The sequence below is a fragment of the Saccharopolyspora karakumensis genome (genome assembly GCF_004349225.1).
Lineage (GTDB): Bacteria > Actinomycetota > Actinomycetes > Mycobacteriales > Pseudonocardiaceae > Saccharopolyspora > Saccharopolyspora endophytica.
In genome coordinates, this window is record NZ_SMLA01000010.1 from 1 (window position 1) to 13,043 (window position 13,043).

A 13,043-nucleotide genomic window follows, 5' to 3' on the forward strand; every position below is an offset into this window, starting at 1 on the left:
CCGCCCACCCGACCCGATCGGGCGGTCCGTTCGGAAAGGCGCCTCAAGCGGGTGGCTAGCGGTTCAGCCAGTCCAGGAACGGCTGCGGAGCCAGCGCGCTGACCCGCTTCCGGTACGACTCCAGATCTTCCTCGGTCAGGACGTCGCGTCCGGCGCCGGAGCGCCCTCCGCGGAAGAAGTCCGACGGATTCACGAGAACCTGCGTGTCCGGTGCCACCCATCCGCGCGGGCCTTCATCTCGTCGAAGGTCGCGGCCTTCACCAGCTCGCGCCGGTTCGCCTCGTCCAGCGGGATGCCGAGCCATGCCGCCAGCGATGCCGGCTGGCCCTCCAGGTCGGCGGCGAGGTCGTCGTAGTGCATCAGCCGCACGTTCGGGTCCGCGCGCCGGTTCCAGGCGTCGAGGGGATGGTGGAGTTCGGCCGCGGCGATGTCCCGGTTCTCCTCATCGGACGCCCCGGGAGTGCACCAGTTCAGCAGCCACTCGCGCACGGGAGGAAGCGTCGGTGCGGGCCGTTGCAGACTGCTCGTCCGGTTCGTCCTGGAAGGCGCGCAACCACTCCGCGTGGATGTTGGCGGCCTGGTGGTACAGCGACAGCGCCCGGTCGAGGGGATGCCGGGCGGCCACGATGTAGCTGACGCGCGCATCGAGCGGAAGGCCGTCGAGCGGGACGTGCGTCTTGATGACGCGGCGGTGCTCCTGCTCGGCCAGCTTCGCGTACATCTCTTCCTGCGGAACGAGCAGCTGGTCCAGCCACGGTGACAGCGTCGACAAGGGTTGCGGCAGCTCGGGCTCCTGGAAGATGAGCAGTGCGCACATCATCTGCACCCACGTCGTGCCCGACTTCGCCGGTGCGCTGATGACGATGTCACCTTCGCGCAGCGGGAAGTCGTCCCAGCGGGCGCTGTCCTGTTGCGGCGAACGGTATCGGCGCCGCTCGGGCGGGCCTCGAAGAGCCATGGTGGACATCCTCAACGGACGAAGGGGCAGATGGCGTCCAGCCTCCCGCCGCCGTCGGGCGCGAACATCCGAGATGGCCACCGTTACGGTCGGGCCCGGTCGTCAAGGTTTGACGCCCGTGGTCAGCCCGTGTTCGTAGGGGAGGCCGCCGGTCGTGCCGACCTGCTCGAAGCCGGCCTGGCCGAGCCAGCGTTCGTAGTCCCGTGCCGGGTAGGCCATGCCCCGGCCGCTGACGAGGACGTTGAAGTACAGACCCAGCCGGGCGCCGAAGATCCCGTCCGTCTCGTCGTCCGACACGTTGTAGCCGTAGAGCAGCACCTTCCCGCCCGAGGGCAACGACGCGTATGCCTTGCGGAGCAGCCGCAGGATGTCGTCACCGTCGAAGATCTCGAGGACGTGGCTGAACAGAACCGCGTCCGGCCCCTCGGGGAAAGGATCGGTGAAGATGTCGCCCGCGAGCAGGTCGACCCGATCCGCCTGCGCGTCCTCCGCGAGCCGCGAGACGCTCGGCATGTCGAACACCGTCGACCGCAATCCCGGGTAGCGCGCGACCAGCCGCGCCGACGTGCTGCCGTCGCCGCCGCCCACGTCGAGGACGTGCCGGATGTCGGCGAACACGGGTTGCTCGACCAGCGCGTCCACCGAGCGGAGCGTGAACGCGGTCATCGCGCGGTGGAAGACGGCCTCCAGCGGCGGCTGGCGCCGTCCTGCTGCGCGGCCTCGGCGTCCGCACGCCCGCCGATGTCGCCGACGCGAACGTGGGACTGTTCTCCCTGTTCCTCAAGCAGGAGTGCCCGGGCGCGCGGATCTTGGCCTTCGAGCCGATCCCCGCGACCCACCGGGCTCTCGTGGAAAACCTGGAGAACCACGGCGCGACAGGTGTGGAAGTCGTGCGGGCAGCGCTCGGCAGGCGGCCCGAAGCGCGGGTGAGCTTCACCTTCTACCCCGCGCTGCACGGGAACTCCACGCGATATCCGGAGCAGAAGAAGATCAACCAGGAGCTGATCGTGGAGCAGATCGGCCCGGCGGCGGTGGACCGCATCATGGGAGGCGTCGAGGTGGAGGCCGAGGTGCGCCGGCTGTCCGACGCGCTGCGCGACTGGGCGCCCGAGGGCCCGATCGACCTGCTCAAGATCGATGTGGAGGGCGCGGAGCTGGAGGTCGTGGAGGGCCTCGACCCGTCGGACTGGCGGCGAGTGCGGCAGTGCGTCCTCGAAGTGCAGGACCTGGACGGCCGCGTGGACGCGGTCCTCGGACTTATCGACGCCCACGGATTCACCGCGACGACGGAGCGCGCGCCCGACATCCCGGACGTTCTGCGCCAATCGATGGTGTACGCCACGCGGTAGCGGCCGCAGGAGTGGCCGGTGGTGTGCGTGATGTCGGTCGAAAGGTAGGCGGTTCGGTCGTGATCGGAACTCGTTCCCCGGGTTCGACACGAAAACGCCCTCCCGGCGACGCGGACAACCTCCGGCCGCCCGGAGCGTCTTCTCGAATATGAACACCAATCAGACCCGGCGCGACTGGAACGCTCGGCAGCGACCGGTGATCAGCCCGGCGCGGCGGGGGCCGGTGACGCAGCGACGGAGTCGGAAGGGCCTGATCATTCCGCTGCTGGTGGCCGTGCTGGTGCTCCCGGTGGTTTTCGCGGGCTGGCTCTGGTTCCACGTCGACTCGTCGGTACGCCGGATCGACGCCTTCCCGGACTACCCTGGCCGACCGGAGGCCACTGCGGGCACGAACTGGTTGGTCGTGGGCTCGGACAGCCGGGAAGGGCTGGATCCGGAGACGGCGGCGGGCCTGCACGTGGGAGATGCGGACGGTCAGCGCACGGACACGATCCTGGTCGCGCACCTGCCGGACAACTCCACGACTCCCACGCTGATCAGCCTCCCGCGCGACTCGCGGGTGCCGGTCCCCGGACAGGGCCGGACGATGATCAACGAGGCCTTCGCCGTCGGCGGCCCGCGGCTGCTGGCGCAGACGGTGGAGCAGGCCACCGGGCTGCGCATCGACCACTACGCCGAGGTCGGGTTCGGCGGCTTCGCGGGTCTCGTCGACGCGGTCGGCGGCGTCGAGATGTGCCTGGACCAGGAAATGCACGACGTCAAGACAGGTCAAACCCTCCGAGCCGGTTGCCAGACGTTGAACGGCCCGGACGCCCTGACGTTCGTGCGAATGCGCTACAGCGACGCGACCCCGCGATCGGACCTGGACCGGGTCGCCAACCAGCGCAAGTTCATCGGCGCCCTGGCCGCCGAGGCGTCGAGCATCACCACTCTGATCAACCCGTTCCGTGCGTACGCGCTGGCGGACGAGGGCGCGAGCGCGTTGACGATGCTCGACTCGGACGGCCCGGGCGACCTGCTGTCGCTGGGTCGGGCGATGCGCGGCACGTCCTCGGGCGGCGTGGTGACGACGACGGTTCCGGTCACCGACGCCAAGGCCCACCAGTGGGACAGGGAGAAAGCGCTGCGGCTCTTCAAGGCAATGGAAACCGACGACCCGGTCCCGGAGGACCTGATCGTGAACTGACGTCCCCCGGCAAGCATCCGCGGAAGTTCGTTCGTGGGGCGCGTGGGCCGAGCACGGCGTGCAGCACGTCTACGCGACCTGCCTGCATGGCCGGACGTGATCGCGCGCAAGCGGGACGAAGGACATCTTCAGCTACCGCGTCCAGCAGAGTTCTGCACGTGCACCGCACTTATGAGCCGCGCACCTGTTCGTCGAAATCGCCCAGGACGACGCCAACTTCATCCTGCGCATGTGGGACCAGGCGCCGAACTGGCCTTGAAGGAGCTCGCGCGGATCACAGGGCTTCTGCGGCTCCGTCACCATGTTTGAGGAGGTCGGTTTCCAGGCGCCGAGCTGAACCAGTCGTGGTCGATGGGCCGTCCGCTACCGACGGGGAGGAGACCCCGGAGGTGCGCCGCTGCGGCGGCGCGACCGTCCTGGGCAGTCGAGCGACGGTGCGACGGATTCCTTCGGCGAGATCGACGCGCGGCGTCCAACCCAGGTCTGAGCGGGCGGCCGAGCCGTCGAGCGCCGAAGCGCGGACGTCACCGAACCGGGCGGGGCGGTGCTCGGGCTGATCGGCGGCGCCGACGGCTACCGCGATGGCCGAGTGCAGTGCGCGGTCCGTTGTTTGAACGCCGGTGCCGATGTTGTACCGACATGCCGGGCGACCGCGGAAGGCCGCGAGGACGAAAGCCTCGACGATGTCGTCGACGTAGACGTAGTCGCGGGTGTTCCCGCCATCGCCGAACAGGTAGGTGGGCCCACCCATCAGGAGGGCGTTGGCGAAGACCGCGACCACCCCGGCCTCACCGCGGTGGTCCTGCCGCGGCCCGTACGCGTTGGCCAGAGCCAGGTGCGTGCAGTCCAGACCGTGCAGCTCGTGGTAGGTGTTCAAGTAGATCTCACCTGCCAGTTTCGCGGCCCCGTACTGGGACAGGGGCCGCAACGGGGTGCCCTCGGCCGCCGGCAGCGCATCGGCCGCGCCGTAGATGGCGCCCCCGGAGGAGGCGAAGACGACCTTGTGGACTCCGGCTTTGCGGGCCGCTTCAGCCACGTTGACGGTGCCGAGCACGTTGACCATCGCATCGGCCAGCGGGGCGTGCACGCTCACCCGCACGTCGATCTGCGCCGCCAGGTGGAAGATGACGTCCGGGCGAACGTCGGTGACCACCGTGGTCAGGTCGGTGCTGGTGACGTCGAGTTCGTGTACCGTGCACCTGCCCGTTCCCTCTGCCGCGGCGAGGTTGTCCCGCCGCCCGCGGCTGAAGTTGTCGATCACGTGCACCCGATGTCCATCGCGCGTCAGCCGGTCGACCAACGTCGAGCCGATGAATCCGGCGCCGCCTGTGACGATCGTGTCCATGAGCCGAGCATCCGCCTGTGTGATGACTTCCGCCGGGCCGAATCCACGAAGTGGTGAGAGATCTCAAGGATTCGGCCGCGTGAGATCGTTCCTGATCGTGAGTGGCTGGATGAGCAGGTCTGGATCGCAACAACGTGAAAACTGCTCAACGCCGGGTTATTACCGTGTAGGGGCCCACGTCACGGCGGGAGAACTGTGGCGAGGTGAAGATTTCCGCTGGGAAGACGACGTCGTCGGACGCGGAGTTGTTCTGCGGAAACACGTCACGTGACAGCGTGATGTGCAGGCCGTCCGCCTGCCGGGTGAAGACGAACGCCGTCGGGGGAGCGAACCGGCTGCGGTCCAAGGCGGTCAGCAACTCGTGCGGCCCCGCTGAGCGTGCCCACGAATCGATGAGGACCCGCCGTTCGTCGTAATCGGCCAAGGGATTCGCGTAGGCCTTGACCACGGTCTGGAAACCCCGGTACGGGCGGAGTGCCAGCAACTGAGTCTCGCTGGTGAGCATCACGGTGTCCCTCGGCGGTGTCCGGGTGAGTTGGTCGAGGGTCGCGAGCAGTTCACCGTTCCAGGCCGGTCCGTCCTCGTGATTCGGCTCGGGTGCGGCCCGGTGGCCGGTGTCGTCGTAGGTCGCATATGCCTGCGTGAACAGGCCCGGCGTGACCGCGTCCTCCAGGGCCTTCGGGATCGTCTGGCTCAGCGCGAGCAAGGCCAGGAGGGTCAGGGCGAACCCGGTGCGCAGGAACGCCGCACGATGTTGCTGCCAGGCGGATGCGGCCCATCGGGCGAACTCCCACGCACCGAGAGCGCCCGCGCAGACCAAGCAGGTCAGCAGCACGGGTTCGGCTCGAAAGGCCAGGAGCGTGGTGCCGACCGACAGCGCGAGCGTCGAGCTCAGGTACCAGAGGTAGCAGCCCAGGATCAGCAAGCCGAGTACCTGGGCGACCTCGCTGCGACGCCAAGACCACAGGAGCCAGACCGCTCCCATCAGGCAGACGAGCCCCGAGACGGACAACTCCATCATCGGGGTGGGCAGGAATGCCCCGGCTTCCGGCAGGAAGTGTCCGGCCGGATTGCCTTCGTGCGGGGTCACCAACGCCCGCATCAGGTACGGCGTCCACACCAGCAACGCCAAAGGTGTTGCGACGGCGCAGGAAACGAGGAAGCGCGACGTGGCGGTCCAGATGGGCTTCCACCCGGGAACAGGGTGTGCCGGGGACGGTCCCGCCGGCTGTTGCCGGGTCGTGCGGTAGTCGGCGATCGCAGCTGCGGCGGCCAGGGTGAGCAGGACGGCGCCGAAGAAGAAGGCCAGCAGCGTGTACACCGCAGCGCAGACACCCAAGCACAGTCCCGCGAGGATCGGCGCTCCCCAACCAGTCCTGGGCCGGTTTTCCCCGGAAGTCGCTCGTTGCTGCCAGACGATGACCGAAATCGGCACGAGGACGGCGGCCACCACCCACGAGTACGGCTCGTACGCCGCCACCCGCAGGCCCACCAGGCCGCACAGCACCGCGAGCAGCAGGGCTACGGGGCGGCGGACCACCACGCTCCACAGCACGAAGGCCAGCACGGGCGCCACGGCCATGGTGATGATCGCCCACGGCTTGTAGGCCGCCCACGCGGGAAACCCGATGAGGTTCGCGAACCGGGCTCCCACCCAGAACCAGCCGGCCGGGTAGTACGGCGGGAACTCCGCGTAGTTCCCGTCGGACAACGCCGGGGAATCGGCGAGGCGGGTCAGGTACTGGGTGCGGAAGAACTGGTCCCCGGAGAGGCCGAAGAGGTAGAACTTGCTGCCGTGCAGGAGGAAGGCGAGCGGAAGCGTTCCGAGCGCCGACAGGCCGGCCCAGACCAGCGACGTGGCCCATCCTGCCCATCGGCGCACGGCCACGAGCCCGAGCAGCGCAGCCAGCAGCACGACGCTCGTCAGGTTCAACACGGCATCGGCCACGTTCGATCCGGTGGGGATGGGCAACCGGGCCACGCACCACTGCAACGCCAGGCTGACGAACCCGGCCACCACGGCGCTCGTCGGCACCTGCCAGACGAGCCGGCCGAGACCGGGCGCTGCGTCCGCCCCGCGGGCAGCCGGCTTCTCCTCGGCGACACCGGTGTCGATCAGCACGGCCACGCTGCCGCCGGGCTGTCCAGGCAGGTGTGCACCGTTCAACGAGGCCACCTGACCGGCAGGAATGCGTGCCGAGCGAGGTGCTTGATGCCGGGCCGGTGACCGTGTCTGATCGCTTGCGGCAGCACCGTCAACGCGTGCAGTCGCGACGACACGTGGTTGCGGGCGGCGCGTGCCGCGCGCTGCCAGCCGTGCGCGTCGAGCTCCCGGCTGATCTGCAGGAAGTAGTCCCGTTCCTCGATGAACCGGTTGCCGGTCAACGCACGCATGGATGAGTCGCTGGCGCGGTGCCGCCGGTACTGGAAGCACACATCGCGTTCCACCACCATCGTCTCGCCGGACAGCAGGAGGTCGATCACCAGAGCGAGGTCCTGCACCACGTTGAGCCCCTCGCGGAACCGGTTGTTCCGCAGCGCATCCGATCGCCAGGCCAACGCGGGGAAGTAGAGCCAGTTGCCGCGGATCAGGCTCGTGGCGAGTTCCTCGCCGCCCATGACTCGAGATTTCTCGACCCGGGGTCTGTAGAGCATCTGCTTGGCCTGATCGACCACGGTCCGGTATGGCTTGCCGCACTCGTCGATGAGTTCGACTCCGACCTGGATGATCCCGGCCTCGGGATGAGTCCGGTGCACCTTCTTGATGGTGCTCACGTAGTCGGGAAGCATGACGTCGTCGGCGCCCATGAGCACTGCGACATCGTGTTCGATCAGGTCGACACACTTGCGGTAGTTGCCGTTGGCGCCCAGGTTCTCCGCGTTGCGTCGGTAGCAGATGCGCTCGTCGTCCAGTTCTTCGAACCAGCGGGGGACGCTGTCGTCGGGATAGCCGTCGTCCACGACGGTGAGCCGCCAGTCAGGATCCTCCTGGGCTTGCACGCTGCGCACGGCTATCCGCAGCAAGGACGGGTCGCCGTAGTAGGGCAGCATGATGTCGATGGTCATGATCGGGTGTCCCTCCGTTGTGGTTGGCCGGCACGAGCGCGTGCTGCCGTGGATGGGTCGTTGCGGGGTCATCTCAGCCGGGCGCCGCCGCGGCAGCGGGAACGGCAGCGGCGCTGCGAAGGCGGACGGCCAGCGTTGTGCTCATGGCGATCACTACGACCGCAGAGCAGGTCAGCTGCGCCACGAGGGCTGCTTGGACCGGGTGGATCGGCAGCATCAGCAGGACGACCAAGGAGACGATGCTCAGCTGCCACGAGACCGTGATCGCCAGGTGGGCCTGCAGCGCAACCAGCGCGGCCTGCAGGACCTGAGCCGCGATCAGCAGCAGCGTTCCGGCTCCGAGGAGCCCGAGCACCACTCGGGAGACCGGCGCTTCGGCACCGAGCAAGGTGCGCACGGCCCACGGGCCGACGGTGCTCAGGAGAACGACCCCGAGCACGCAGACGCCTGTCGCGGCGAGCAGCACCGGTCGAACTATCCGGTACACCCTGACGGTCTCGCCGTGAGCGACCGCGGCGGAAACGGCGGGGAGGACCACCGCCTGCAGCGGTGAGAAGACGAACAGGGGCACCCGAGCGAGGATGAATCCAGCGGCGAACGCGGCCGCAGTTGCCGGTTCCGCGGTCAGTCGTGCGGTCACCACGACCGGAGCGAGGTTGGCGACAGCCTGGGCCAAGAGCGTCGCGCTCACCAGGGAGGCGAACCCGCGGACCCGAGGAGCCCCGGAACGTGCGCGGGCCGCACCCGGCACGAGATCGGCCGACGCCGTCGGGGTGTCCCAGCTCTGGGGGTCGACGCGCCTGCGGACCCAGCCGAGTGCGGCGACCGCGCCGACACCGCTGCCCAGCGCGAAGACCCACCCGTAAAGCCCCGCCGTGGCCAGGCCAGCTGCCGCGATGACGAGCGCGGGAACGAGCCGCATCAGTCCTTCGCCCGCGAGCGTGGCGGCGTAGCCGTCGAAGCGCTGCATACCACCGAGGACACCTCGTACGAAGTAGACGGCTCCGGCCGTCACCGTGCTGAGCACGATCGCCCAGAACAGTTCGCGGTGCCCGAGCAGAGAGCGTTCGACGAGGAACGGGTACATCGTTACCAGCATCAGAAAGCCCACCGCCCACAGCACCGCTCCCTGTGTCGCGGCCCGTCGGATCACAGGACCTTGCGGTGATCCCAGGGCAAGCGCACTGCTCGTCGCTCGATTCGTCTCTTGCTCCAGCGCGACGAACAATCCGGGCCCGATGGTGCTGACCAGCAGGTAGAACGATGACAGCGCGGCGGCGTCGGCTGCCGGCAACGTGTGGCCGCCCAGCGCGACGAAGGCGTATCCGGCGGCACCGACAAGCACCGTCCCGCCGCTCATCAGTCCGGCCGACCGCAGCCGGGATCCGGACCGAACGGATCGCGAGCCCGGAGGTTCGCCGATCACACCGTCCCCTTTCCCCGCGCCACAGCGTGTTCCCGCGCCCGTCGCGGGGCGTTGCCGAAGACGGCGCATCAGGCTTCGTCTGAAGCGGGCTGACCGAGATTTCCGCGGTGCTCTGGCGGTGCGCTCGCCCCATCGCGCAACGCGATCACGCGCACCAGCCGGGCGTACCGCACCTCGAGTTCCTTGAAGCGCAGGAAGGTGTTGATCGAGGCGAAGGCGAAGCCCGTGGCGAGTCCGTAGACGAGCAGATCCGTACCTCGGCCGACCCCGAGCCAACGTGCGAGGGCAGATATGTCGTCCGGTCGGAGCACCGCGTAGACGCTGAAGGCCACGAAGGCCAGGAAGCAGAGCTTCGCCCCGGCCGCCGCCCGCGTCGAGCCGTGGTGGCGCAGGAAGAAGATGAGGAAGCAACCCACGGCGGTGATCAGCAAGTATTGGATCAGCATCGCTACCGCCTAGGTCCGACTCGAAGCATGCTCTCGAAGAGGATGTTGACGCCGTTGACGACCGACTGCCCCTTCTCCCTCGAGTACTCGGTGTAAAGAATGGTCACGGGCTCTTCGGCGATCCGCCACGAATACCTGCGGACCATGCTGACGATTTCGGAAGCGTGACCCATTCCGTTGTGCGTGATGTTCATCTGCTCGGCGACGGTTCGGTTGAAGGCGCGCAACCCGTTGTGCGCATCGGTGAGATCGAGCATTCGCAGTCGTGGGCTCAGCAGCACGACGGTGCGCAAGATGATCCGCTTCGTCAGCGGGATGCGGCGGACATTGCCGTAGAAGCGGGTCCCCAGGACGATGTCCACTTCGCCCTCAACCAGTCTGGCCAGCATCCGCTGCACGTCGACCACCTGGTGCTGGCCGTCGGCGTCGAACGTGACGAAGTACTGCGCACCGGGCTGACTTCGGGCGTATTCGATCCCGGTCTGCAGCGCCGCGCCCTGCCCGAGGTTGACCGAGTGCTGAACGAGGTGGGCTCCGGCACGCCTGACGCACTCCGCCGAATCGTCCTTGCTCCCGTCGTCGACGCAGACGATGTTCGGGAAGGTTCGCAAGGCGTCTCGGACGATGTCCTCGACGACTTGTCCCTCGTTGTAAACGGGCACAACAAGCCACGTGTCGTCGTAAGCCACGTCTTCTCCCAGTCGTAGCGCGGGGAAACCGGGGTTCGATCAGAACAGTGCGACACCCGAAAGTGGCGTGCTGTTGATCCGAATTCGGTTACCTGTTCTCAGCGATCGAACAGCCGATCAGGCGCGCCGAAATCCCGCCTTCCCCGCCGTTCCCCTCGCGCCTTTGATCAACATCGCGAGGACGTGACCGAGGTTTGCACAGCCGACCCGACTCGGCAAAAGCGAAACCACCTTGTCTTTCATGGTGGTCGATCTCTTCCAGTTTCCGGTCGGGCGCATGGCGCGCCACTTCCCGTCCCTCGCCGTTCGAACGTCCGGGCGGAACCCGCTCGGGTCATAGCTTTTCCCCTGACCGGGGAGTATCCGGCGACACGAGTGCCCGGCTGGTACATGAGAGCGGGAAACGCCACAATATCTCGGTTCACAGAAGATTTGTGCGCTGGCGCACGAAGGCCGGTCCCCAGTTTCGAGTATGCGAAAGGCACTCATGGTGAAGGTCGTCTACGTCAGTCAGCGATGGCTGCCCCCAGCCCTTCTGAAGGCCGGGGTTTCGCGGTGACCGGGCTGGCGAGCGTCAGCTGGATGGCCGCGGCCCCCGCCGCCCTGGCTGCCGCTGTCACGCTCGTTCTGGTCGGTGCGCCCGCCTGCTACGCGCTGGGATTGCGCGGGATCGCCGCGTGGGGAACAGCGCCGCTCGTACCGCCTGCCGTGATCGCCACGACGGCTGTGGTGACAGCCCCGCTGAACGTCCGCTGGTCGCCCTCGGTCGCGGCTGCTGCCCTCGTCGCGTTCACGATCTTGGTGCTTCTCGGCTCCCGGGTTTGGGCCTGGACGGGTCGTGGGTCGGATCGCCCGATGTCCGATCCAGCGCGGACCAGGCTCGCCGCGGGCATCGGCGTGCTGGTCGCAGTCGTGATCGGCTCGGTCGTCCTTGTTCGCGGTTTCGGCGCACCGGACCTCGTGTCGTGGACGTGGGACACGACGTTCCACTACAGCGCCCTGGCGCAGATCCTGGACTCGGGCGACGGGTCCTCGCTGAGCCTGGGTGCTCTGGGAGACCCTCGCGCCAAGTCGGGGTTCTACCCGGCCGCTTGGTTCGACATCACCTCGATCGTGATCATGAGCACTGGCGCTCCGCTCCACGTGGCGGCGAACGCCACGACGGGGACGATCGCCGTGCTCGTCTGGCCGTTGAGCTGCCTCTTCCTGGCGCGGCAAGTATTCGGGCGCGCTCCGGTTCCGCTGTTGCTCACCAGCGGTCTGGCCTTGGCGTTCGGGTCTTTTCCCTGGGGCTTGTTCTACTGGGGGGCCTTGTGGCCCTACTCGCTGGGACAGGCGATGGTCCCGATCGGACTCGGCCTCGTGCTCTCGCTGACCGGTCTCGCGGTATCGGACTCGGTCGGTCGTGGCAGAGCGGCAGTTCTGCTGCCCGTCCTCCTCCTGGCGCTGGGGTTGGCGCACACCGGCGCCTTGTTCGGGCTGGCTGTGCTGAGCGTCTTTCCCGCGGGGTGGGTGCTGGCGGAATGGGCTCGCCGCACGCACCGCGCGGGTCGCACCGTTCGCGCCGCGCTCTCGCTGCTCGGCGTGCTGGTAGCGGTTTCGGCGGCGTTCGTCGCCGTCAGCTCGACAGCCACTGTCCGAGACATGGCGGAAACCAACTGGCCGGTGTCCGGCACCGCGTCGGCCGCGGTCGGCGAGTTCTTGCTGAACGGGACGAACGGCGCTCGCGCCCTGTGGGCGCTCTCAGCGGTCATCGTGGTCGGTGCCGTATCGGCTTGGCGCGCCCGCAGCGCCAGGTGGATCGTCACAGCGCATCTCGGCATTGGGCTGTTGTACGTGATGACCGCGGGCGTCCAGTCCCCGACAACCAAGTCGTTGACCGCGTTCTGGTTCAACGACTCCCATCGATTCGCAGCGATGCTGCCCACCACGGGGGCGTTGCTCGCGACCTTCGGAATCATCGCGCTGGCGACCTCGCTCCAGGAATGGGCGGAACGCCGATCCTGGTTCCGCGAGTTCCGCCTGCACCGGCTGGCCACCATCGGCTCGGTCGTGCTGGTCGTGCTCGTGCTGCTGGGCCTGACCAAGGGGCTGTACCAGGGCCGCAACGCGCTGCTCCTGCGAAACCTGCATCGGCCCAGCGTGGAACTCGCCGTCAAGTTCGACTTCTACCAGCGGATCACACACCGGATTCCGGAAGACGCGGTGGTGGCGAACAACCCAGAAGACGCCAGCCCCTTCTTGTGGTCGCTCTTCCACCGGCAAGTGTTGTTCCCGCACATCAACGGCTCTGGCAACCCGAACCAGCGGTTCCTGGCCGACCACTTGCACGAGGTCACGACGAACCCGCGCGTGTGCCAGGTCGCGCGAGAGGTCAACGTGCGCTTCCTGCTCATCGATCCGGTCCCGACCACCCGGCGGATCTACCCGGGCCTGGAGGATCCGGTGCGAGCGCCCGGCTTCGAACTGGTCGAGTCCAACGGCGTGATGAAGCTGTACAAGATCTCCGCCTGCTACCCGAACGGGGCGCCTACCAGTCCCCATGCCGGTCGGTGAGGCTGCACGCGAGGGACCGGAG

General features: G+C 68.0%; 12 protein-coding genes and 1 pseudogene. 3 read left to right on the top strand and 10 right to left on the bottom strand.

All coding sequences use genetic code 11. The annotated features are described in order from the left end of the window. Positions 1-55: 55 nt before the first annotated feature. The 4 genes and pseudogenes from E1202_RS31725 to E1202_RS09355 form a co-directional block, all read right to left on the bottom strand. Complete coding sequence (locus E1202_RS31725) at positions 56-193, bottom strand: hypothetical protein (protein WP_207918524.1); 138 nt, start codon at positions 191-193, stop codon at positions 56-58. Next, on the bottom strand, positions 190-489 hold the full coding sequence (locus E1202_RS32545) for a sulfotransferase domain-containing protein (protein WP_207918525.1): 300 nt from the start codon (positions 487-489) through the stop codon (positions 190-192). Before E1202_RS32545 ends, E1202_RS31725 begins: the two co-directional genes overlap by 4 nt. Further along, a complete protein-coding gene (locus tag E1202_RS32550; protein WP_207918526.1) occupies positions 443-958 on the bottom strand; it encodes a sulfotransferase domain-containing protein in 516 nt (171 codons plus the stop codon). The genes E1202_RS32545 and E1202_RS32550 overlap by 47 nt, the downstream gene beginning before the upstream one ends. A gap of 102 nt (positions 959-1,060) precedes the next feature. After that, positions 1,061-1,690: pseudogene (locus tag E1202_RS09355) on the bottom strand (methyltransferase); the annotation flags it as partial. A gap of 26 nt (positions 1,691-1,716) precedes the next feature. On the opposite strand from E1202_RS09355, the gene E1202_RS09360 reads away from it, so the two are divergent. Together E1202_RS09360 and E1202_RS09365 are read left to right on the top strand one after the other, a co-directional pair. After that, the gene (locus tag E1202_RS09360; protein ID WP_165943801.1) at positions 1,717-2,307 is read left to right on the top strand and encodes an FkbM family methyltransferase; all 591 of its coding nucleotides are present in this window, start codon (positions 1,717-1,719) and stop codon (positions 2,305-2,307) included. 148 nt (positions 2,308-2,455) lie between these two features. Further along, on the top strand, positions 2,456-3,493 hold the full coding sequence (locus E1202_RS09365) for an LCP family protein (protein ID WP_132682248.1): 1,038 nt from the start codon (positions 2,456-2,458) through the stop codon (positions 3,491-3,493). Positions 3,494-3,767: 274 nt separating this feature from the next. Here E1202_RS09365 and E1202_RS09370 read toward each other — a convergent pair whose 3' ends face one another. The 6 genes from E1202_RS09370 to E1202_RS09395 all read right to left on the bottom strand — a co-directional run bounded on the left by E1202_RS09370 (position 3,768) and on the right by E1202_RS09395 (position 10,465). Continuing rightward, positions 3,768-4,838 (bottom strand): NAD-dependent epimerase/dehydratase family protein, encoded by a 1,071-nt coding sequence (locus E1202_RS09370; RefSeq protein ID WP_132682249.1) that lies wholly within the window; start codon positions 4,836-4,838, stop codon positions 3,768-3,770. A 145-nt stretch (positions 4,839-4,983) separates the two neighbouring features. Beyond that, entirely contained in the window at positions 4,984-7,005 is a 2,022-nt protein-coding gene (locus E1202_RS09375; RefSeq protein WP_165943802.1) for an arabinofuranosyltransferase, read from the bottom strand. Continuing rightward, positions 7,002-7,904 (bottom strand): glycosyltransferase family 2 protein, encoded by a 903-nt coding sequence (locus E1202_RS09380; protein ID WP_132682253.1) that lies wholly within the window; start codon positions 7,902-7,904, stop codon positions 7,002-7,004. Before E1202_RS09380 ends, E1202_RS09375 begins: the two co-directional genes overlap by 4 nt. 73 nt (positions 7,905-7,977) lie before the next feature. Beyond that, the gene (locus E1202_RS09385) at positions 7,978-9,264 is read right to left on the bottom strand and encodes a hypothetical protein (protein WP_132682255.1); all 1,287 of its coding nucleotides are present in this window, start codon (positions 9,262-9,264) and stop codon (positions 7,978-7,980) included. 134 nt (positions 9,265-9,398) lie between these two features. Further along, entirely contained in the window at positions 9,399-9,776 is a 378-nt protein-coding gene (locus E1202_RS09390) for a DUF2304 domain-containing protein (protein ID WP_132682256.1), read from the bottom strand. Positions 9,777-9,778: 2 nt separating this feature from the next. Next, on the bottom strand, positions 9,779-10,465 hold the full coding sequence (locus E1202_RS09395; RefSeq protein WP_207918527.1) for a glycosyltransferase family 2 protein: 687 nt from the start codon (positions 10,463-10,465) through the stop codon (positions 9,779-9,781). 375 nt (positions 10,466-10,840) lie between these two features. Here E1202_RS09395 and E1202_RS09400 point away from each other — a divergent pair, with 375 nt between their 5' ends. Beyond that, positions 10,841-13,021 (top strand): DUF6541 family protein, encoded by a 2,181-nt coding sequence (locus E1202_RS09400; protein WP_132682260.1) that lies wholly within the window; start codon positions 10,841-10,843, stop codon positions 13,019-13,021. The last annotated feature ends 22 nt before the right edge of the window (positions 13,022-13,043 follow it).